Raw genomic sequence first — 22,290 nt, 5'->3', positions numbered from 1 at the left:
TTGCGAACTTGCGAAAGGAAACGAGCCCGTCATGATTCTGCCCTGGCTAATCTTGATCCCCTTCATCGGCGGCCTGCTGTGCTGGATGGGTGAGCGCTTCGGCGCCACCCTCCCCCGCTGGATTGCGCTGATCACCATGTCCCTGCTGCTCTCCCTCGGCCTCTGGCTGTGGGCCAACGGTGACTATTCATTTGCACCGGCGCCTGGCGCCGATCCGACCTGGGTGATTGAGTTCAAACACGTCTGGATCCAGCGTTTCGGCATCAACGTGCACTTGGCCCTCGACGGCCTGTCGCTGTTGATGATCCTGCTGACCGGCTTGCTGGGTGTCCTCTCGGTACTCTGCTCCTGGAAAGAGATCCAGCGTCATGTGGGCTTCTTCCACCTGAACCTGATGTGGATCCTGGGCGGTGTCGTCGGCGTGTTCCTCGCCCTCGACCTGTTCATGTTCTTCTTCTTCTGGGAAATGATGCTGGTGCCGATGTACTTCCTCATCGCGCTCTGGGGTCACAGTTCTTCGGACGGCAAAAAAACCCGGATCTACGCGGCAACCAAGTTCTTCATCTTCACTCAGGCTTCCGGCCTGATCATGTTGGTGGCGATCCTGGGTCTGGTACTGGTCAACTTCAACGACACCGGCGTGATTACCTTCAACTACGCCGATCTGTTGAAGACCAAGATGTCGATGACCACCGAGTACATCCTGATGCTCGGCTTCTTCATCGCCTTCGCGGTCAAGCTGCCAGTTGTGCCGTTCCACTCATGGTTGCCTGACGCTCACGCCCAGGCACCGACCGCGGGTTCCGTGGACCTGGCCGGTATCTTGTTGAAGACTGCTGCGTATGGCTTGCTGCGTTTCGCCCTGCCGCTGTTCCCGAATGCCTCGGCCGAGTTCGCGCCGTTCGCCATGACTCTGGGTCTGATCGGGATCTTCTACGGTGCGTTCCTGGCCTTCGCACAAACCGACATCAAGCGTCTGATCGCCTTCTCGTCCGTTTCCCACATGGGCTTCGTACTGATCGGCATCTACTCCGGCAGCCAACTGGCGCTGCAGGGCGCAGTGATGCAGATGCTGGCGCACGGTCTGTCGGCCGCGGCACTCTTTATCCTCTCCGGTCAGCTGTACGAGCGTACTCACACCCGCGATATGCGTGAGATGGGTGGCCTGTGGTCGAAGATTGCCTACCTGCCGGCTCTTAGCCTGTTCTTCGCCGCCGCGTCCCTGGGCTTGCCGGCGACCGGTAACTTTGTCGGCGAGTTCCTGATCCTGATCGGCACCTTTGCCAGCTCGCCATGGATCACTGTGATTGCGACGTCCGGCCTGGTGTTCGGTTCGGTCTACTCGCTGATCATGGTCCACCGTGCCTTCTTCGGCCCGTCGAAATCGGACGCGGTGCTGCATGGCATGGACGGTCGCGAACTGATCATGGTGGTTGGGCTTGCGGCGCTGCTGATCTACATCGGCGTGTACCCGCAACCGTTCCTCGATACCTCTGCCGCGACGATGCATGGCGTGCAGCAGTGGCTCGGCACCGCCTTCACTCAACTCGCTTCGGCCCGGTAAGAGCGCTATGGAATTCACGACTCAACACTTTATCGCGCTTGCGCCGTTGTTGATCACCAGCGCCACGATCATCGTGGTGATGCTGGCTATCGCATGGCGCCGCAACCACTCTCAGACCTTCCTGCTGTCGGTGGCAGGTCTGAACCTGGCTCTGCTGTCGATCCTGCCAGCCCTGAAAGTCGCGCCGCTGGCCGTGACTCCGCTGCTGCAGATCGACACCTTCGCTTGCCTGTACATGGCGCTGATCCTGGTCGCCACCCTCGCCTGTGTGACCCTCGCCCACGCCTACCTCGGCGATGGCGGTTCGGGTTACCCGGGCAACCGTGAAGAACTTTACCTGCTGATCCTGATGTCCGCCGCCGGTGGCCTGGTCTTGGTCAGCGCGCAGCACCTGGCTGGCTTGTTCGTCGGTCTGGAGCTGCTCTCGGTACCGGTTTACGGTCTGGTGGCGTATGCCTTCTTCAACAAACGTTCGCTGGAAGCCGGCATCAAGTACATGGTGCTGTCGGCTGCCGGTTCCGCGTTCCTGTTGTTCGGCATGGCCTTGCTCTACGCCGACGCCGGCAGCCTGAGCTTCAACGGCATCGGTCAGGCCCTGGCGGCCACCGGTCTGCCAAGTTCGCTGGCTCAAATGGGCCTGGGCATGATGCTGATCGGCCTGGCGTTCAAACTGTCGCTGGTACCGTTCCACCTCTGGACCCCGGACGTTTACGAAGGTGCTCCGGCACCGGTGGCAGCGTTCCTGGCCACCGCGTCGAAAGTCGCCGTGTTCGCGGTGATGGTGCGTCTGTTCCAGATCTCGCCAGCGGCGAGCAGTGGCGTGCTGAGCGATGTGCTGACCATCATTGCCATCGCGTCGATCCTGTTCGGTAACCTGCTGGCACTGACCCAGAGCAACCTCAAGCGTCTGCTGGGTTACTCGTCCATCGCCCACTTCGGCTACCTGCTGATCGCCCTGGTGGCGAGCAAAGGCCTGGCCGTGGAAGCCATCGGCGTGTACCTGGTCACTTACGTGATCACCAGCCTCGGCGCTTTCGGTGTGATCACCCTGATGTCCTCGCCGTACAACGGCCGTGACGCGGATGCCCTGTACGAATACCGCGGCCTGTTCTGGCGCCGTCCGTACCTGACCGCCGTCCTGACCGTGATGATGCTGTCCCTGGCCGGTATCCCGCTGACCGCGGGCTTCATCGGCAAGTTCTACATCATCGCCACCGGTGTCGAGTCGCAGCAATGGTGGCTGGTCGGCTCCCTGGTACTGGGCAGCGCCATCGGCGTCTTCTACTACCTGCGTGTGATGGTCACCCTGTACTTGATGGAACCGAACCTGCGTCGCCACGACGCGCAACTGCACTGGGAACAACGTGCAGGCGGCGTGATGCTGCTGGCGATTGCCGTACTGGCGTTCTTCCTCGGCCTGTACCCACAGCCGCTGCTGAACCTGGTTCAGCAATCGGGGCTGGCGGGTTGATCGCGTAAGCGATACTCGGTAACAAACAAAAACGGCACCTTCGGGTGCCGTTTTTGCGTTTGGGGACTCAACATCAAAAGATCGCAGCCTTCGGCGGCGCCCACAAGCGCGTAGGAGCTGCCGAAGGCTGCGATCTTTTGATCTTCATTGCTCCCCCCCTCCTCCCCGATATCCAGAATCGCCTCGCGGATGAATCAGCCGCGTCCTACATCCAGATCCTGCCTTCGACTTTAACGTAATGACTTGACCGAATTGGGCAGGAACAGAAGCCTTGACCTATTCGATTCTTGTGATAGAACTATACGCAGGTAACGTACAGAACATGGACGCTCTTTTTATCGAATTACCCGTATTTCAAAAGCATCGAAGTGACTACCTGGATGATGATCTGTTTCACTGTTTCCAGCAGGAGCTGCTGCAAAACCCGGAAGCGGGAGATGTCGTCGAAGGCACCGGAGGTCTGCGCAAAATTCGAGTGGTGGATGAGCGGCGAAACAAGGGAAAGCGCGGTGGGCTGAGGGTGATTTATTACTGGTGGTCCGGTTTCGACCAATTCTGGCTCTTTACCTTGTATGGCAAAAACGAACAGGACGATCTGACGCCACAACAGAAAAAACTGCTTAAAGAAATGCTTTATCGAGAAATCAAAGCGAGAACGAGCGATGAAACGTGACATTTTTTCCGAGCTGGTAGAGGGGTTTGAAGCCTTGGCCGATGAGCGCCAAGGTAAAGTCACTCTACGCACGCACAAAGTAAAACTGGCCAAACTGGCTCCGATTACGGCAGAGGAAGTGGTTGGCATCCGCCAGCAACTGAATCTCTCCCGGCCGGTGTTTGCGATGTACTTGCGCACCAACACCCGGACGCTGGAGAACTGGGAGCAAGGACGGGCGAAACCTAATGCTCAGGCGACAACACTGATCCGGCTGGTTGAGCGCTTTCCGGAGACGGTTGAACAACTGGCGGCGCTGACCTGAAGTGTTTGCGGCGTACTCAATGACGCCATCGCGAGCAGGCTCGCTCCCACAGGGGACTACGTTCTGTCAGAAAGAATGCGGTTCAATGTGGGAGCGAGCCTGCTCGCGATGGCGGTGGCACAGAGACAAATAAAAACGGCACCTTACGGTGCCGTTCGCCTTTCACATTACAGACGCTTACTTACGCGCCGCCTCCCACGATTTCAGCAGTTCGGCATAGCTCACGGTTTCGCCTTTAGGCTTCTCGTTCGCCAGTTTCGCTTTCGGCGCACCCGGCTGATCGAACCAGTACTGCGCATCTCGCTCAGGATTCATTTTCGGCCCGCAGGTCGGTTGTACCTTGGAGCGTTCCAGACGGGTCATGATCGCATCCTGATCCTTGGCCAGACCGTCCAGTGCCTGTTGTGGTGTTTTCTCGCCACTGGCCGCTTCCGCGATGTGGCTCCACCACAGTTGTGCCAAACGAGGATAGTCCGGCACGTTGGTCCCGGTCGGGGTCCATTGCACGCGGGCCGGGCTGCGATAGAACTCCACCAGACCACCGAGTTTCGGTGCCAGGTCGGTCATGGCTTGCGAGTTGATGTCCGACTCGCGAATCGGCGTCAGGCCGACGATGGTTTTCTTCAGGGATACGGTTTTCGAGGTCACGAACTGCGCGTACAGCCAGGCCGCGAGTTTTTGCTTTTCAGGCGTGGACTTGAGGAAGGTCCAGGAACCGGCGTCCTGATAGCCGAGCTTCATGCCCTCCTCCCAGTACGGACCTTTCGGCGAGGGTGCCATGCGCCATTTCGGCGTGCCGTCGGCGTTCATCACCGGCAGGCCCGGTTTGGTCATGTCGGCGGTAAAGGCGGTGTACCAGAAGATTTGCTGGGCGATGTTGCCCTGGGACGGCACCGGCCCGGATTCGGAGAAGGTCATGCCCGCCGCTTCCGGTGGCGCATATTTTTTCATCCAGTCTACGTACTTGGTGGTCGCATACACCGCCGCCGGGCCATTGGTATCGCCGCCGCGGGTCACGCTGGAGCCGACCGGATGACAATCCTCGACGCGGATACCCCACTCGTCCACCGGCAAACCGTTGGGTATGCCTTTATCGCCAGCACCCGCCATGGAGAACCAGGCATCGGTGAAGCGCCAGCCAAGGGACGGGTCTTTCTTGCCGTAGTCCATGTGGCCGTAGACGCGTTTGCCGTCAATTTCCTTGACGTCTTCGCTGAAGAATTTGGCAATGTCTTCATAGGCCGACCAGTTCACCGGTACGCCCAGTTCATAACCGTATTTTTCTTTGAATTTCGCTTTCAGATCCGCCCGCTCGAACCAGTCGGCGCGAAACCAGTAGAGGTTGGCGAACTGCTGGTCGGGCAGTTGATAGACTTTGCCATCCGGCGCGGTGGTGAACGAGATACCGATGAAGTCTTTGATGTCCAGGGTCGGTGAGGTGTAAGCCTTGCCTTCGTTGGCCATCAGGTCGGTGATCGATTCGGTCTTGCCGTAGCGAAAGTGCGTACCGATCAGGTCCGAGTCGTTGACCCAGCCGTCATAGATGTTCTTGTCCGATTGCATCTGGGTCTGCAGCTTTTCCACCACGTCGCCTTCTTGCAGCAAGTCGTGGGTCAACTTGATCCCGGTGATCTCGGTAAAGGCCTTGGCCAGCGTTTTGGATTCATATTCGTGGGTCGCGATGGTCTCCGAAACCACCTTGATGCTCATCCCGCGAAAAGGCTCGGACGCTTTGATAAACCACTTCAGCTCTTCGAGCTGCTGGGCTTCGGTCAGGGTGGACGGTTTGAACTCGCTGCCAATCCATTTCTTGGCGGCGTCTTCATAGGCATCGGCCCAGGCCGCAGCGCTCAACCCGCTGAGTGCCAGCATGGCTGCCAATGAAACGCTATGTCGCAGCTTATTGTTTTTGTCGAACATAGAGACCTCCTGTTTAGGTTTCGGAGCAACATTGCCGAGCGATTCGACTAGCCCCAACGCATCACAGCCAACAGCCACACCAGGGACAACGCGAACGCTACCCAGATGCTCCAGTCGGTGACGCCGATTACCAGCAAATGCAGGTAGGCGCTGCCGAGAAGACCGATAAACAGCCGATCACCACGGGTAGTGGCAATCGGCAAAAAACCACGCCGAGGGATACTCGGCGAACGCAATTCCCAGGTCGTCATGCCCGTCAGGATCAAGGCAATGACGCTGAAGAACGCCGCCGTGGGGCCCGTCCAACTCATCCATTCCATCATCAGTTCCTCATACCCGGCCCAGGGCAAAGCCCTTGGCCACGTGGTTGCGAACAAACCAGATCACCAACATGCCCGGCAGGATAGTCAACACCCCCGCTGCCGCCAGCACGCCCCAGTCGATGCCGGACGCCGAGACCGTGCGGGTCATCACCGCCGCGATGGGTTTGGCGTTCACTGAGGTCAGGGTTCGCGCCAGCAACAGTTCGACCCAGGAAAACATGAAGCAGAAAAACGCCGTGACGCCGATCCCGGAGCCGATCAGCGGGACGAAGATCTTCACGAAGAACTTGGGGAAACTGTAGCCGTCGATGTAGGCGGTTTCGTCAATTTCCTTGGGAACACCGGACATGAAGCCTTCAAGAATCCACACCGCCAACGGCACGTTGAACAAACAGTGAGCCAGCGCAACCGCGATGTGGGTGTCGAACAGCCCGATCGAGGAATACAACTGGAAGAACGGCAGCAGGAAAACTGCCGGTGGCGCCATGCGGTTAGTCAGCAGCCAGAAAAACAGGTGCTTGTCACCGAGGAAACGATAGCGTGAAAACGCATACGCCGCCGGCAGCGCCACGCTCAAGGAAATCACCGTGTTCAGGCTCACGTAGTACAGCGAGTTGAGATAACCGGTGTACCAGCTCGGGTCAGTGAAGATCACCTTGTAGTTGGCGAAGGTGAAATCCTGGGGAAACAGGGTCAGACCACCGAGGATTTCGGTGTTGCTCTTGAAGGACATGTTCAGCAGCCAATAGATCGGCACCAGCAGGAACAGGATGTAGATCAGCAGTGGAATCAGCTTTCTCTTGCTCATGGCGGGCCTCACCGATTGGCGTCAGAGTGAGTCATGGCGGTGTAGAACAGCCACGACACCAACAGAATGATCAGGAAGTACACCAGTGAGAAAGCTGCCGCCGGGCCGAGGTCGAATTGCCCTACGGCCATTTGGGTCAGCGTCTGACTCAAGAAGGTCGTGGCATTCCCCGGACCGCCCCCCGTCAGTACGAACGGCTCGGTGTAGATCATGAAGCTGTCCATGAACCGCAGCATCACCGCGATCAGCAGCACGCTCTTGAGCTTGGGCAACTGGATGTGTCGGAAAACCGCCCAGGCCGACGCTCGATCAATCCGCGCCGCCTGGTAATACACGTCCGGAATCGCCCGTAAACCGGAGAAACACAACAGCGCCACCAGCGATGTCCAGTGCCACACGTCCATCACCAACACCGTGACCCAGGCGTCCATGGTATTGGACGCATAGTTGTAGCTGATACCCATGGCATTGAGGCTCGAACCGAGCAAACCGATGTCGGCCCGGCCGAAAATCTGCCAGATGGTGCCAACCACGTTCCACGGAATCAGCAGCGGAATCGCCAGAATAATCAGCACAACCGACGACCAGCGGCCCTTGGTCGGCATGGTCAGGGCGATGGCGATGCCCAAGGGGATTTCGATCAGCAGCACGCAAGCGGAGTAGATGAACTGGCGCAGCAGCGAGTCATGCAACCGAGGGTCGAGCAGCACTTGCTTGTACCAGTCGGCGCCGACGAAGTAGCGGCTGGACTGGTCGAAGATGTCCTGCACCGAGTAGTTGACCACGGTCATCATCGGGATCACCGCACTGAACGCCACCAGCAAAAACACCGGCAACACCAGCCACCAGGCCTTGTTGTTCTGCACCTTGTTCATGGCAGCACCTCCAACAGGTAATCATTGGCATAGACCATCAGCCATTGCGCCGGAAAACTGATGTATGCCGTGCCTTCGGGCACCGGTTTGTCTTCGGCCAGGCGTACTTTCAGCGGAGCGCCGTCGAGGTTCAGGGTCATGATCTTGTAGGTGCCCAGGTCTTCGACGTGTACGACCTGTGCCTGCATCGCGTCATCACAGGGTTCGTCCCACACATGAACGAACTCCGGGCGAATGCCGACCTTCAGGGTTTTCCATTCGGATTCGGCGATTCGTTTCTGCATCGCGTCGGACAATGGCAAGTGAGTCCCGGCAAAACCGACACCGCCGGCTTGTGGCTGGACCTCGATCAGGTTCATCCCCGGGCTGCCGATGAAATAGCCTACAAAGGTGTGGCTCGGCCGCTCGAACAATTCCCTCGGCGTGCCGAACTGCACGATTTGGCCGCCATACATCACAGCGATCTTGTCAGCGAAGGTCGAAGCTTCGAGCTGATCGTGGGTGACGTAGACCATGGTGATGTTGAACTGCTCGTGGATCTGCTTGAGCTTGCGCCGCAGTTTCCATTTCAGGTGTGGGTCGATCACTGTCAGCGGTTCATCGAAGAGAATCGCCGACACGTCATCGCGCACCAGCCCACGGCCCATGGAGACTTTCTGCTTTTCATCGGCCGTGAGGTTGCGCGCCTTTTTGTACAGCAAAGCCTGAAGGTCGAGGACTTCGGCGATTTCCTGCACCTTGGTGTGAATTTTCGCTTCCGCCATGCCCTGATTGCGCAACGGGAAGGCCAGGTTATCGAACACCGTCATGGTGTCGTAGACCACCGGAAACTGGAAAACCTGGGCGATGTTGCGCTTTTCCGGGGTCAGCTCGTTGACCACTTTGCTGTCGAACAGCACTTGGCCCTGGGACGGGCTCAGCAACCCGGAAATGATATTGAGCAAGGTCGACTTGCCACACCCCGAAGGCCCGAGCAGCGCATAAGCACCGCCCTGCTCCCAGACGTGGTCCATCTCGCGGATTGCGTAATCCTCAGGGCCAGTCGGCGTCGAGGTGTAGCTGTGGGCAAGGTTCTGCAAACGGATTTCGGCCATCAGGCAACCCTCGCAATGCGCCGACCGGGCGCCTGAACCAGCCGCCCCTGCATATCGAACACAAACAGTTTATGGGTCGGGATATAGATGCGAATCGGCGCGTCGACGTCGTATTCGTGAACACCCGGCAAGTGCAGCACCAGCAGGAAATACTCGTTGCGCACGTGCAGGAAGGTTTCCGAACCGCTGATCTCGGCCACCTCGACGGTCACCGCCAACTCCAGATCGTCGTCGTTGCTCGGCACCAGCGAAATGTGGCTAGGGCGCACACCAAAACGGAACTCGCCCTCGCCCACCGGCCTCAGATCGACGTTCAACGGGAAGTGCACGAAGTTGGCGAAACTGACTTCGTTGCCGGCAATGCGCCCCGGCATCAGGTTGATCGGCGGTTCGGAGAACAATTCCGCCGCCAGCACGGTTTGCGGCTGGTGATACACCTCGGAGGACTTGCCGCTCTGAATCACCCGACCTTCGTGAAGAATCGTGGTGGTACCGCCCAGCGCCAGGGCCTCGTTGGGCTCCGTGGTGGCGTAAATCGCGATGGTGTGCCGGGCCTTGAACAGCTCGCGCATTTCCTGGCGCAGCTCTTCGCGCAGCTTGTAGTCGAGGTTGACCAGCGGCTCGTCGAACAGAATCAGCTCGGCATCCTTGACCAGCGCCCGGGCCATGGCTGTGCGCTGTTGCTGGCCGCCGGAGAGTTCCAGAGGATAACGCTGGAGGAATTTCTCGATGCGCAGCATCTTCGCGGTTTCCAGCACTTTGCTCTGGATCAGCTCGTTGGAGACGCCGGACTGACGCAGCGGCGAGGCGATGTTCTCGAACACCGTCATGGTCGGATAATTGATGAACTGCTGATAGACCATCGACACGTTGCGCAAACGCACCGGGCGCTGGGTGACGTCGACGCCGTTCATCAGGATGCGGCCGCTGTCGGGCTTGTCCAGACCGGCCATCAGGCGCATGAGACTGGTTTTGCCGGACAGCGTGCGACCGAGCAAAACGTTGAACGATCCGGGTTCGAAGTTAAGGCACGCATCGTCGATCCAGGTCTGACCCTCGACGGTACGGCTGACGTGCTCCAGGATTAGTGACATGGCTCGGCCTTTTTATTATTGGAGTCAAGCGACCGGAGCACTACAGCGACATTCGTGCCAGAAATTCCAAGCGGTTGATCTGGCTTGGAAATCCGTCAAATGGAGGAAAAACCGCGTTCGTAGCTGAACAGAAATGAACAACCGCGACTGAACAATTGAACAGTTAAAAGATTGACAATGAACAAATGTGAACAACACTCTACGGATGCTTTCTGCGTGATCCACCGCATTCATCTCGTGATGAACGCGGCCACCGTAGGAGCTGCCGAAGGCTGCGATCTTTTGACTTTTAGCGTCTGTACAAACGCCGAAGATCAAAAGATCGCAGCCTGCGGCAGCTCCTACAGGTATTGTTTTCGGCGTGATATCGCGGCGCCCAAAGAGGTTCTGTGGCGCGCTGAACGTTTTGCAAAACCCATAAAAACAATAAAAGCTTGCTCAGAGATCGACCGCCATGGCCGCACCTGCCCCGCCGCTCTCCCACGACGCCATCATCCAGGACTCCTGGTCCCGCTGCCGCGCGTTCGGGCTCGATCATCAAAGCGCACCAGCGTTCGATCAACTGCCGGCCGATGGCATCGCCCAGTTGCTGGAGAGCCAGCATTCACTGGTGCAGACCACCCATCAGGAAGTCCTGCCGTATTACGAGAACATCCTCAGCAACTCCAATTGCCTGATCATGCTCGCCGACAATCAGGGCCAGGTGCTGACGTCCTGGGGTACCCAGCGTTTCATTGAGCCGAGCCTGGCTCGCGGTTTCAGCGCCGGCGCCAGCTGGATGGAGCGTTGCAGCGGAACCAATGCGATCGGCACTGCGCTAGCCTGCGAACAGGCAGTGCACATTGAACACGATGAACATTTTCTCAAGGCCAACCGCTTCATGACCGGCTCCGCCGCGCCGATTTTCGATGCCGAGCGCAAGGTGATCGCGGTGCTGGATGTGTCCAGCGACAGCTACCTGCCGCCGTCGCACACCTTGGGCATGGTCAAGATGATGAGCCAGACCGTGGAGAATCGGCTGATTCTCAACCTGTTCCATGGCCAACATTTCCAGCTGACCTTCAACACCGGACTGAACAACCTCGACAGCCAATGGGCCGGGTTGCTGATCTTCGACGAAACCGGTCAGGTACTGTCCGCCAATCGCCGGGCCGACAACCTGCTGGGCATCAGCCTGTCGCGGGTAAGCGTCGAAAGCCTGTTCAAAGTCTCTTTGCTGGAACTGATGAACCAGCCGGACGGCCTGCCGTTTGCCCTGCAAGCCTCGGGGCGCAACCGTTTCCAGTGCCTGCTGAAACGACCGAAACAGGCGCCGATTCGGGCTCGTCTGTTTTCTGAACCTGAGCGTGCTGAACCCTCGGCGCCAGCGCCCGCCGTGATCAGCCTCAACACCCTGCATTTTGGCGACAGCCGCGTGGAAAAAGCCGTGCGCCAGGCCGAGCGTTTGCTGGAAAAAGACATTCCGCTGTTAATTCACGGGGAAACCGGCGTCGGCAAGGAAGTCTTCGTCAAAGCCCTGCATCAGGCCAGTTCACGCAGCAAACAGCCGTTCATTGCCGTCAACTGTGCAGCGATCCCCGCCGAACTGGTGGAATCCGAGCTGTTTGGCTATGAGAAAGGTGCGTTCACCGGCGCCAATCAGAAAGGCAGCATCGGGCTGATCCGCAAGGCCGACAAAGGCACACTGTTCCTCGATGAAATCGGCGACATGCCGCTGCCGACCCAAGCCCGGCTGTTACGGGTATTGCAAGAGCGTTGCGTGCAACCGGTGGGCAGCAGCGAGTTGTTCCCGGTGGACATTCGGATCATTTCAGCGACCAACCGCTCGTTGCGCGAACAGGTTCAGTTGGGGCGGTTTCGTGAGGATTTGTATTACCGCATCGGTGGTTTGACCCTGGAACTGCCGCCACTGCGGGAACGCAGCGATAAGGAAGCGTTGTTCAAACGGCTGTGGGAACAGCACCGCGAACCGAGCCAATGGGCGGGCTTGAGCCGTGAAGTGATGGAGCTGTTCAGTCGTCATCCGTGGCCGGGGAATTTGCGTCAGGTCAGCAGCGTGATGCAAGTAGCGCTGGCCATGGCCGAGGAACAACCGGTGCGGGCGGAGCATTTGCCGGATGATTTCTTTGTTGATCTGGAGATGGAGCCGATGGATTCGCCGGAGCCGGTAGCGGTCGACCTCAATGATGCCGAGGCATTGAATCGGCAGTTGCAGGCGGCTGGGGGGAATATTTCCCATTTAGCCCGCAGGCTCGGGGTTAGTCGCAACACCCTTTACAAGCGATTGCGCCAGTTGGATGGTTAAAAGCGAAGATCAAAAGATCGCAGCCTTCGGCAGCTCCTACAGGATTTCGTTCGCCCACAATGATGCGGTTGGACGCGGACCTGTGTAGGAGCTGCCGAAGGCTGCGATCTTTTGATCTTCAACCACCAAACAAAAACCCGCACAAGGCGGGTTTTGTTTTGTAGCAAACGCAGCAATCAGTCAGCCAATCGCCAGGTCGTCCCGCCCTTGCCGTCTTCCAGCACCACGCCCATGGCGGTGAGCTGGTCGCGGATGCGGTCGGATTCGGCCCAGTCCTTGTTGGCACGAGCCGTCAAACGAGCCTGGATCAACGCATCAACCTCAGCCGCATCGACCCGCCCTTCGGCACCGGCCTGCAAGAAGTCATCGGCTTCAAGCTGCAACACACCCAACACGCTCGCCAATTCTTTCAAACGAGCCGCCAGACCGGCCGCTGCATCGAGATCGCTCTCGCGCAGACGGTTGATCTCGCGGACCATCTCGAACAGCACCGCACAGGCTTCCGGCGTGCCGAAGTCGTCGTTCATCACCTGAGTGAAGCGCTCGACAAAGGCTTCGCCACCAGCCGGTGCCACGTTCGGCAGGCCTTTCAACGCGTGGTAGAAACGCTCGAGCGCGCCTTTGGCGTCCTTGAGGTTGTCTTCCGAATAGTTGATCGCGCTGCGGTAGTGGCTGGACACCAGCAGGTAACGCACGACTTCCGGGTGGTACTTTTCCAGTACGTCGCGAATGGTGAAGAAGTTGTTCAAGGACTTGGACATCTTCTCGCCATTGATGCGAATCATGCCGCAATGCATCCACGCGTTGGCGTAGGTCTTGCCGGTGGCCGCTTCGCTCTGGGCGATTTCGTTTTCGTGGTGCGGGAACTCGAGGTCGCTGCCGCCGCCATGAATGTCGAAGGTCTCGCCGAGGCAGCAAGTCGACATCACCGAGCACTCGATGTGCCAACCCGGACGTCCGTCGCCCCATGGCGAAGGCCAGCTCGGCTCGCCCGGCTTGGCGGCTTTCCACAGCACGAAGTCCAGCGGATCCTGCTTGGACTCGTCGACTTCGATCCGTGCGCCGATGCGCAGGTCTTCGATCTTCTTGCGCGACAGCTTGCCGTAGCCCATGAACTTGGCGACACGGTAGTACACGTCGCCATTACCCGGTGCGTAGGCGTAGCCCTTGTCGATCAAGGTCTGGATCATCGCGTGCATGCCCGGGATATGGTCGGTGGCACGCGGCTCCATGTCCGGCTTCTTGATATTCAGGCGCGCTTCATCTTCGTGCATCGCCGCGATCATGCGCTCGGTCAAAGCTTCGAACGACTCGCCGTTCTCGTTGGCCCGATTGATGATCTTGTCGTCGATGTCGGTGATGTTGCGCACGTAGGTCAGGTCGTAACCGCTGAACCGCAACCAGCGGGTCACCAGGTCGAACGCGACCATGCTGCGGCCATGGCCCAGGTGGCAGTAGTCGTACACGGTCATCCCGCAGACGTACATGCGCACCTTGTTGCCATCCAGCGGCTTGAAGACTTCTTTGCTCTTGGTGAGCGTGTTGTAGATCGTAAGCACTTTATGTTGTTCCTTGAATCACTGGCCCCACGAATCACGCAAGGTCACGGTACGGTTGAACACCGGAGCGCCCGGTTTCGAGTCCTTGATATCCGCGACGAAGTAACCTTCGCGCTCGAACTGGAAACGGTCTTCCGGCTGTGCATTGCCCAGCGAAGGCTCGGCACGACAACCAGTGAGAACTTGCAGCGAGTCAGGGTTGATGTTGTCCAGGAAACTGGCGCTGTCTTCGGCCTTCTCAGGGTTGGCCGAACGGAACAGGCGATCGTACAGACGCACTTCGCACTCGACGCTGGCAGCCGCCGGCACCCAGTGAACCACGCCTTTGACCTTGCGGCCTTCAGGGTTCTTGCCGAGCGTTTCCGGATCGTAGGAGCAACGCAGTTCGACGATGTTGCCATCGGCATCCTTGATCGCTTCGTCGGCACGGATCACGTAGCTGCCGCGCAGGCGCACTTCGCCGTTCGGCTCCAGGCGCTTGTAGCCTTTTGGCGGCTCTTCCATGAAGTCTTCACGGTCGATGTAGAGCTCACGGGCGAACGGCAGAACGCGCACGCCCATGTCTTCTTTCGGGTGGCACGCCAACTCGAGGTTTTCGACCTGGCCTTCCGGGTAGTTGGTGATCACGACTTTCAGCGGACGCAATACGCACATGGCGCGTGGGGCGCTGTGGTCGAGGTCATCACGGATGCTGAATTCGAGCATGCCGAAATCGACGACGCCGTCGGAACGGTTGGTGCCGATCATTTCGCAGAAGTTGCGGATCGATTTCGGCGTGTAGCCACGGCGACGGAAACCCGACAGCGTGGACATGCGCGGATCGTCCCAGCCATGAACGTGCTTTTCATCGACCAGTTGCTTGAGCTTGCGCTTGCTGGTGATGGTGTAGTTCAGGTTCAGGCGGCTGAACTCGTACTGACGCGGTTTCGCCGGTACTGGCAGGTTCTCGAGGAACCACTCGTACAGCGGACGATGGCTTTCGAACTCCAGGGTGCAGATCGAGTGGGTGATACCTTCGATGGCATCCGACTGACCGTGGGTGAAGTCGTAGTTCGGGTAGATGCACCACTTGTCACCGGTCTGGTGGTGATGCGCGTGACGGATGCGATACATGATCGGGTCGCGCAGGTTCATGTTCGGCGAGGCCATGTCGATCTTCGCCCGCAGCACGCGTGCACCGTCCGGGAATTCACCGGCACGCATGCGGGCGAACCAGTCGAGGTTTTCTTCAACCGAGCGGTCACGGAACGGGCTGTTCTTGCCCGGCTCGGTCAGGCTGCCACGGTATTCCTTGGCTTGCTCGGGGGTCAGGTCGTCGACGTAGGCCTTGCCGGCCTTGATCAGCTCTACCGCCCAGTCGTGCAACTGGTCGAAATACTGCGAGGCATAGCGCACTTCACCGGACCATTCGAAGCCCAGCCATTTGACGTCGCTTTCGATTGCGTCGATGTATTCCTGGTCTTCCTTGGCCGGGTTGGTGTCGTCGAAACGCAGGTGCGTGACGCCGCCGAATTCCTGGGCCAGACCGAAGTTCACACAGATCGACTTGGCGTGACCGATGTGCAGGTAGCCGTTGGGCTCAGGCGGGAAACGGGTGACGATCTGCGTGTGCTTACCCGAGTCCAGGTCCGCCTGGATGATCGGGCGCAGGAAATTGACCGGCACGGCAGGGCCGGTCTTGGAATTCGAGGTAGGGTCGACAGTGGGCTTGCTCATAGGATCCTTGAACGTACAAGTGCGCGGCCAGTTGGCCAAATCAAAGCGGCTGTTATAAATCAAAGGGGCTTATCATAGCCGATGCTGTCAAGTGGCTGACAGAGCAGGCCGGCAATCGGCTGCATTTAATCGGCTGGCAATGAAAAACAGCCTCGAAATTCGCGCCCGGCACGCTAAACTGCCTGCCTTGGCCGACACTGGCCGGACTGGTTGAGGGCTGTAGAGCCCCGAAACCCACGAATTCATAGAAAAAAGAGTACCGATCATGACCCAAGTCAAACTGTCCACCAACTTCGGCGACATCGTCCTGGAACTGAACGCTGAGAAAGCCCCGATCACCGTGGCCAACTTCATCGAATACGTCAAAGCCGGTCACTACGAAAACACCGTTTTCCACCGTGTCATCGGCAACTTCATGATCCAGGGCGGCGGTTTCGAGCCAGGTATGAAAGAAAAGAAAGACAAGCGCCCAAGCATCCAGAACGAAGCCGACAACGGCCTGCCGAACGTGAAGTACAGCGTGGCCATGGCCCGCACCATGGAGCCGCATTCGGCCTCCGCCCAGTTCTTCATCAACGTGGCTGACAACAGCTTCCTGAACCACAGCGGCAAAACCGCTCAGGGTTGGGGCTACGCTGTATTCGCCAAAGTAGTCGAAGGCACCGACGTGGTTGACAAGATCAAAGGCGTGGCCACGACTTCCAAAGCCGGCCACCAGGACGTACCCGCAGAAGACGTGATCATCGAGAAAGCCGAGATCATTGAGTGATACTGCTGATTTCAGACTTGCATCTGGAAGAGGAGCGCCCGGACATTACCCGGGCGTTTCTGGATTTGCTCGCTAGACGTGCCCGCTCAGCGAGTGCGTTGTACATTCTGGGCGACTTTTTCGAGGCGTGGATTGGCGACGATGCCATGACGCCGTTCCAGCGTTCCATCTGCCAGGCCCTGCGCGACCTCAGCGACAGCGGCACGGCCATTTTTCTGATGCACGGCAATCGCGACTTCATGCTCGGCCAGGCTTTCTGCAAACAGGCCGGCTGCACGTTGTTGAAAGACCCAAGTGTCGTGCAGTTTTACGGCGAGCCCGTGCTATTGATGCACGGCGACAGTCTCTGCACCCGCGACGAAGCGTATATGAAGCTGCGGCGCTACCTGCGCAACCCGATCACCCGGTTCATCCTGCGAAATCTGCCCTTGCGCACTCGGCATAAACTGGCGCGCAAGCTGCGCAGCGAAAGCCGCGCGCAAACGCGGATGAAGGCCAATGACATTGTCGATGTCACGCCGGAAGAAGTGCCGCGGGTCATGCAGCAATATGGCGTGAAAACCTTGATCCACGGGCACACCCATCGCCCGGCCATCCACAAGTTGCAGATTGGCGAGCAGGCGGCCAAACGTATTGTATTGGGGGATTGGGATCGTCAGGGGTGGGCGTTGCAGGTGGATGAGAATGGGTTTGCGCTGGCGCCATTTGATTTCGTTACGCCATAAAAACCAAAGATCAAAAGATCGCAGCCTCGCTCCGCTCGACAGCTCCTACAGGTGTATCGCCTAACGCGGTCAATGTAGGAGCTGTGTAGGAGCTGTCGAGTGGAACGAGGCTGCGATCTTTTAACCAGGCGCCGCTAAAATCAATGCCCCGCCGAGGCCGGCCCCGCCTTCGCCGCAAACGGCGGTTTCGCCAGCCACACCAGCAGAATCAACCCCATGAACGCCCACCCCAGCAACGTGAAGTAATCCACGGTGGAGAGCATGTACGCCTGGCTGGTCAGCACATGATCCAGTTGCGCGTAAGCCGGGTTACCCGCCTCACCGAGCGTGTTCAACGCCTCCCGGGTCGCCGGCTCATACGTGGTAATGCTTTCACTCAAATATGCATGGTGTTGATCGGCCCGGCGAATCCAGATCCAGGTGGTCAACGATGCCGCAAAACTACCGCCCAGGGTCCGCAGGAAGGTCGCAAGTCCTGCGCCGTCGGCAATCTGGCTCGGCGGCAAGTCTGACATCAAAATGCTCAGAGTCGGCATGAAGAACAGCGCCACGCCAATGCCCATGAACAATTGCACCAGCGCGATGTGCTGGAAGTCCACTTCGTTGGTAAACCCGGCGCGCATGAAGCAACTCAAACCGATGCACAGGAACGCGCCACCGGCCAATAGTCGGAGGTCGAACTTGTGCGCGTACTTGCCGACAAACGGCGACAGCAGCACCGGCAAAATACCGATCGGCGCCACCGCCAATCCGGCCCAGGTGGCGGTGTAGCCCATTTGGGTTTGCAGCCATTGTGGCAGGATCAGGTTGATGCCGAAAAACCCGGCATAACCGCCCACCAGCACAATGGTGCCGATACGGAAGTTGCGGTAAGCGAACAGCCGCAGGTTGACCACCGGGTGTTTGTCGGTCATTTCCCAGATCACGAACACCGCCAGGGCAATCACTGAAATAGCCGCGCCGACGATGATGAAGTTCGATTCGAACCAGTCCAGATCATTGCCCTTGTCGAGGATCACCTGCAATGCGCCGACACCGATGATCAAGGTGATCAAACCGACGTAATCCATTGGCTGGTAACTGGTCACCACTGGACGCGCCTTGAGTTGCTGGCGCACGACCATCACCGCGAAAACCCCGATCGGTACGTTGATAAAGAAAATCCATGGCCAGCTGTAGCTGTCAGTAATCCAGCCGCCGAGGATCGGCCCTGCAATCGGCGCCACCACCGTGACCATCGCCAGCAACGCCAGGGCCATGCCTCGCCTGGCGGGTGGATAGACTGCGATCAACAGCGTCTGGGTCATCGGGTACAAGGGACCTGCCACCAGGCCTTGAAGCACCCGAAAGCCGATCAGCTCCGGCATCGAGGTTGAGATGCCACAGAGAAACGAGGCCAGCACGAACAGCATCGTCGCCCAGAAAAACAGCTTCACCTCGCCGAAACGCCGGCTGAGCCAACCGGTCAGCGGCAGCGCGATGGCGTTGCTCACGGCAAACGAGGTGATGACCCAGGTGCCCTGCTCCGAACTCACGCCCAGGTTGCCGGAAATCGTCGGCAAGGCCACGTTGGCGATGGTGGTGTCGAGCACCTGCATGAAGGTCGCCAGCGACAGACCGATGGTACTGAGCAGCAGGCTGGGCGGCGTGAAAGACGCGTTATTGCTCATCGCAAATCCTTTGAAACCTAATTGGCACGGCGCCTGTTACTGACGCAGCTGACCTTTTGGGAGCGAGCTTTTGTGGCGAGGGAGCTTGCTCCCGCTCGGCTGCGAAGCAGTCGCAGAGCTTTTGGGGTCGCTTCGCGACCCAGCGGGAGCAAGCTCCCTCGCCACAAAGGCTCACTCCAACAGGGTCGGCGTGATGACCAATCAGCGGTGCGCGGTTTTACTGACCGCGGCGCTGTTGTCGTGGATCAGCTGGGTGATCATCGCGTCGGCCTCGGCCAACTGACGGTCATAGATGCTGGTGCTGAAAGAGGCCTTTTGCGGCGACTGTTGGGCCAGCACCGGACCACTCTGGTCACGCAGATTCACATCGACCTGAGTCGACAGGCCGACCCGCAATGGGTGCCTGGCCAGCTCTTCGGCATTGATGTGAATCCGCACCGGCACCCGCTGGACGATCTTGATCCAGTTACCGGTGGCGTTCTGCGCCGGCAGCAAGGCAAACGCGCTGCCGGTCCCGGCGCCGAGGCTGTCGATGGTGCCGCTGTATTTGACGTCGCTGCCGTAGAGGTCGGCCTCGATGTCCACCGGGCTGACCGATGCGCATGTCACGCAGCTGGGTTTCCTTGAAGTTGGCGTCGATCCACAGTTGATCCAGCGGAATCACCGCCATCAGCGCGGTACCCGGCTGGACCCGCTGGCCCAGTTGCACGCTGCGTTTGGCAACGTAACCGGTGACCGGCGCGATCAAGGTGCTACGGGCATGGGTCAGGTACGCCTGACGCAATTGCGCGGCGGCGGACATCACGTCCGGGTGCGACGACACCACGGTGTCATCGACCAGCGCGCTGGTGGTCATGAGCTGTTGTTTGGCGTTGGCCAGGGCGTTCTGCGCCGAGGTCAGGTCATCACGGGCGTGGGACAGTTCTTCCTGGGAGATCGCCCCGCCAGCGGCGAGGTTTTTCCGGCGATTGAAGTTGTCCTGGGCCTTTTGCACTTCGGCCTGTTGCGCATTGACCTGGGCTTTCATGCCGTCGACATTGCTGTACAAACCGCGCACCTGGCGCACGGTGCGAGCCAGATTGGCCTGGGCACTTTGCAGACCGACTTCCGCGTCGTTCGGGTCGAAGTTGACCAGCACCTGACCTTCGTGGACCAGATCGCCATCGTCGGCACCGATGCTGACCACTGTGCCGGTAACCAACGGAGTGATTTCCACCACGTTGCCGTTCACATAGGCGTCGTCGGTGCTTTCATTCCAGCGACCGTAAAATTGGTGATAACCCCAGACGCCGAGCCCGGCGAGGATCACCACGATGGTCAGTGCAAACAGCATCACTTTGCGCTTGCGTGGATTGCTCGTGTCTTGAGCGTTGTCAGGGGCTTGGGATGTATCGACAGTGGCCATGACGGGTACCTCGAATTAGTTGTGCTGCGTGGCTGGGGTTGCGTTGGCTGCGGTCAGGGTTTCGCCCTGGAAGCCGCCGCCCAGCGCTTGCATCAGTTGAATCGACAGGTCGATCTGCTCGGCATTCAGGTTGGCCAGTTGACGCTGGGCCTGGAGCAATTGCTGCTCGATGCTGAGCACGTCCAGGTAATTACCGATGCCGGAACCGTAGCGCTGGACCACGGTGTTGTAAGAATCCTGGGCAATGTCGGTGGCGTGCTGCTGGGCGCCGATTTGCCGGCCGATATCGCGCAACTGATTGATGGTGTCGCTGACATCTCCCAGCGCTTTCACCAGGCTTTTGTTGTACTGCGCCACCGCGAGGTCGTAATCGGCGTCGCGGGAATCGAGGTCGGCACGCAGGCGGCCACCGTCGAAAATCGGCACCGAGATTGTCGGCGCGACGTTGAAGAAACGACTGGCGGAACCGAACATCGCATCGCCCAGCAACGACTCCACGCCCGCCGCCGCACTCAGGTTGAGATTGGGGTAGAACCGGGTCTTGCCCGCCGCGATGTTTTTGCTCGCGGCTTCAACCCGCCAGCGTGCCGCCACCAGGTCCGGGCGACGACCGAGCAACTCCGCCGGCAGCACTGACGGCAACGCCACGGCGCTGGCCTGGAGAACTTTCGGTCGGGCGATTTCATTGCCGCGATCCGGGCCTTTGCCCAGCAGTACCGCCAAGGCGATTTTCGCGCTTTGCAGGCGTTTCTCGGCGTCGATCAGGCTGGCTTCGGCGCTGGCTTCCAGGCTTTCGGTCTGCTGGAACTGGTACTGGCTGTCGATCCCCGAGCTCAGGCGACGCTGGCTGAGGTCGAGCATTTGTTGGGTGCGTTTGAGGTCTTCGCTGGCCAGGTCATGGATGATGTGCGCCTGCCCCAGATCGCTGTAGGCGCGGGCGACATCGGTGGACAAGGTCAGCTGCGCAGCCTGCTGATCGACTTCGGCGGCGCGGGCCTGGCCCAATGCGGCTTCCCAGGCAGCGCGCTGACCGCCCCATAGGTCGAAGTTGTAATTGAAACTGGCACCGAGATTACGCACGGTGGAATAGGTGCCGCCCTGCCCGCTCGGGTCCTGATCGCGGGCCAGACGCGAACGGCTGACGCCGGCGCTGGCATCGAGGGTCGGCATCCGCGCAGCGTCGGCGGCATACGCGGCAGCACTGGCCTGATGGACCCGGGCGTCGGCGATTTGCATGTCGGGGCTGTCGTGTAGGGCTTCGCGGATCAGGCCGTCGAGCTGCGGATCGCCGAGGCTTTTCCACCAGTCGCTTTTCGGCCACGCCGCGGGCGACAGCGTCACGCCGTTGAGGGATTGCCCGGCCTTTAGATTTTTCGCATCGAGGCTGACGCCTTCGGTGGTCAGGCCGCTGTAACTGGCGCAGCCGGCGAGGCTCATGGCCAACAGCACCAGGCTCAGGCCGCTACGCAGGCTTTTACTGTTCATGGCCACCTACCCGCAGCAGGGTGATCGAGTCACCCGCGGCTACCAGAATTTTCTTCAGGATCTGTTCCAGGGTTTTCAATTCTTCCGGGGTGATGGCGCCGGCCAGTTCATTCATAGCGTCGGCGCCGATCTGCGGCAACTGATCGGTCAGCTGCTGGCCCTGTTCGGTCAGCACCAACTGAACCTGACGCCGGTCTGCCTCGGAGCGTTGGCGGGCGAGGAAACCTTTCTGTTCCAGACGATCGAGCATGCGGGTCATCGAACCGCTGTCCAGCGACAGGTGACGGCACAGCTCGGCCGGGGTATCGACACCGAACTGGGCCATGATGATCAGCACTTTGAACTGCGCGGCGGTGATGCCATGGGGCTCCATGTGCGTGTCGATGATCCGGTCCTTGAGCAGCGCGGCGCGCCCGAGCAAAAGGCCGAGATGGCAATGCTGGAAATTTTCTGGAGTGAAATGCTTCATCTGACCACCGATTAGCTGCCTAGGCAGAGAATGTATGTCGAGATGTTACTGCCTAGGCAGA

General features: G+C 59.2%; 18 protein-coding genes and 1 pseudogene. 7 read left to right on the top strand and 12 right to left on the bottom strand.

Going from position 1 to position 22,290, the window contains the following annotated elements:
* The first annotated feature begins 31 nt into the window (after positions 1-31).
* The 4 genes from nuoM (at position 32) to ACZ89R_RS28960 (ending at position 4,012) form a co-directional block, all read left to right on the top strand.
* On the top strand, positions 32-1,564 hold the full coding sequence (nuoM, locus tag ACZ89R_RS28975; protein WP_429547329.1) for an NADH-quinone oxidoreductase subunit M: 1,533 nt from the start codon (positions 32-34) through the stop codon (positions 1,562-1,564).
* A 7-nt stretch (positions 1,565-1,571) separates the two neighbouring features.
* Positions 1,572-3,035, top strand: a complete 1,464-nt coding sequence (gene nuoN / locus ACZ89R_RS28970; protein WP_123493766.1) for an NADH-quinone oxidoreductase subunit NuoN — start codon at positions 1,572-1,574, stop codon at positions 3,033-3,035.
* 322 nt (positions 3,036-3,357) lie between these two features.
* The gene (locus ACZ89R_RS28965; RefSeq protein WP_429547936.1) at positions 3,358-3,708 is read left to right on the top strand and encodes a toxin; all 351 of its coding nucleotides are present in this window, start codon (positions 3,358-3,360) and stop codon (positions 3,706-3,708) included.
* Positions 3,698-4,012, top strand: a complete 315-nt coding sequence (locus tag ACZ89R_RS28960; RefSeq protein WP_429547330.1) for a helix-turn-helix domain-containing protein — start codon at positions 3,698-3,700, stop codon at positions 4,010-4,012. Before ACZ89R_RS28965 ends, ACZ89R_RS28960 begins: the two co-directional genes overlap by 11 nt.
* Positions 4,013-4,189: 177 nt before the next feature.
* Here ACZ89R_RS28960 and ACZ89R_RS28955 read toward each other — a convergent pair whose 3' ends face one another.
* Genes ACZ89R_RS28955 through ACZ89R_RS28930 form a run of 6 tightly spaced genes read right to left on the bottom strand, consistent with a single transcriptional unit; the run spans position 4,190 to position 10,126 of the window.
* Positions 4,190-5,932, bottom strand: a complete 1,743-nt coding sequence (locus ACZ89R_RS28955) for an ABC transporter substrate-binding protein (RefSeq protein ID WP_123496647.1) — start codon at positions 5,930-5,932, stop codon at positions 4,190-4,192.
* Between the two features lie 47 nt (positions 5,933-5,979).
* The gene (locus ACZ89R_RS28950; protein ID WP_032830117.1) at positions 5,980-6,252 is read right to left on the bottom strand and encodes a DUF2160 domain-containing protein; all 273 of its coding nucleotides are present in this window, start codon (positions 6,250-6,252) and stop codon (positions 5,980-5,982) included.
* Positions 6,253-6,262: 10 nt separating this feature from the next.
* A complete protein-coding gene (locus ACZ89R_RS28945) occupies positions 6,263-7,063 on the bottom strand; it encodes a carbohydrate ABC transporter permease (protein WP_007896138.1) in 801 nt (266 codons plus the stop codon).
* 8 nt (positions 7,064-7,071) lie between these two features.
* Complete coding sequence (locus tag ACZ89R_RS28940; protein ID WP_007896139.1) at positions 7,072-7,938, bottom strand: carbohydrate ABC transporter permease; 867 nt, start codon at positions 7,936-7,938, stop codon at positions 7,072-7,074.
* Complete coding sequence (locus tag ACZ89R_RS28935; protein WP_429547331.1) at positions 7,935-9,032, bottom strand: ABC transporter ATP-binding protein; 1,098 nt, start codon at positions 9,030-9,032, stop codon at positions 7,935-7,937. Before ACZ89R_RS28935 ends, ACZ89R_RS28940 begins: the two co-directional genes overlap by 4 nt.
* Positions 9,032-10,126, bottom strand: coding sequence for an ABC transporter ATP-binding protein (locus ACZ89R_RS28930; protein WP_030130905.1), 1,095 nt, complete (start codon positions 10,124-10,126; stop codon positions 9,032-9,034). Before ACZ89R_RS28930 ends, ACZ89R_RS28935 begins: the two co-directional genes overlap by 1 nt.
* 454 nt (positions 10,127-10,580) lie before the next feature.
* Here ACZ89R_RS28930 and ACZ89R_RS28925 point away from each other — a divergent pair, with 454 nt between their 5' ends.
* Complete coding sequence (locus ACZ89R_RS28925) at positions 10,581-12,431, top strand: sigma-54-dependent Fis family transcriptional regulator (RefSeq protein ID WP_429547332.1); 1,851 nt, start codon at positions 10,581-10,583, stop codon at positions 12,429-12,431.
* A gap of 176 nt (positions 12,432-12,607) precedes the next feature.
* On the opposite strand, the gene cysS is transcribed toward ACZ89R_RS28925, so the two are convergent.
* Complete coding sequence (gene cysS, locus ACZ89R_RS28920; protein WP_429547333.1) at positions 12,608-13,990, bottom strand: cysteine--tRNA ligase; 1,383 nt, start codon at positions 13,988-13,990, stop codon at positions 12,608-12,610.
* Between the two features lie 18 nt (positions 13,991-14,008).
* On the bottom strand, positions 14,009-15,706 hold the full coding sequence (locus tag ACZ89R_RS28915) for a glutamine--tRNA ligase/YqeY domain fusion protein (protein WP_429547334.1): 1,698 nt from the start codon (positions 15,704-15,706) through the stop codon (positions 14,009-14,011).
* Positions 15,707-15,971: 265 nt separating this feature from the next.
* Here ACZ89R_RS28915 and ACZ89R_RS28910 point away from each other — a divergent pair, with 265 nt between their 5' ends.
* Both ACZ89R_RS28910 and lpxH read left to right on the top strand, forming a co-directional pair.
* Positions 15,972-16,475, top strand: a complete 504-nt coding sequence (locus ACZ89R_RS28910; protein ID WP_429547335.1) for a peptidylprolyl isomerase — start codon at positions 15,972-15,974, stop codon at positions 16,473-16,475.
* Entirely contained in the window at positions 16,472-17,200 is a 729-nt protein-coding gene (gene lpxH, locus ACZ89R_RS28905; protein WP_429547336.1) for a UDP-2,3-diacylglucosamine diphosphatase, read from the top strand. Before ACZ89R_RS28910 ends, lpxH begins: the two co-directional genes overlap by 4 nt.
* 140 nt (positions 17,201-17,340) lie before the next feature.
* On the opposite strand, the gene ACZ89R_RS28900 is transcribed toward lpxH, so the two are convergent.
* From ACZ89R_RS28900 to ACZ89R_RS28885, 4 genes and pseudogenes are all read right to left on the bottom strand, one after another.
* On the bottom strand, positions 17,341-18,870 hold the full coding sequence (locus ACZ89R_RS28900; RefSeq protein ID WP_429547337.1) for a DHA2 family efflux MFS transporter permease subunit: 1,530 nt from the start codon (positions 18,868-18,870) through the stop codon (positions 17,341-17,343).
* A 201-nt stretch (positions 18,871-19,071) separates the two neighbouring features.
* A pseudogene (locus tag ACZ89R_RS28895) lies at positions 19,072-20,275 on the bottom strand (HlyD family secretion protein).
* Positions 20,276-20,290: 15 nt separating this feature from the next.
* The gene (locus tag ACZ89R_RS28890; RefSeq protein WP_429547339.1) at positions 20,291-21,760 is read right to left on the bottom strand and encodes an efflux transporter outer membrane subunit; all 1,470 of its coding nucleotides are present in this window, start codon (positions 21,758-21,760) and stop codon (positions 20,291-20,293) included.
* A complete protein-coding gene (locus tag ACZ89R_RS28885; RefSeq protein ID WP_123496625.1) occupies positions 21,750-22,229 on the bottom strand; it encodes a MarR family winged helix-turn-helix transcriptional regulator in 480 nt (159 codons plus the stop codon). Before ACZ89R_RS28885 ends, ACZ89R_RS28890 begins: the two co-directional genes overlap by 11 nt.
* Positions 22,230-22,290 lie beyond the last annotated feature (61 nt).

It is taken from the genome of Pseudomonas sp. TE3728 (genome assembly GCF_056279145.1).
The sequence above is the reverse complement of the archived record's forward strand: the minus strand, read 5'-3'. Positions and strand labels throughout refer to the sequence as shown.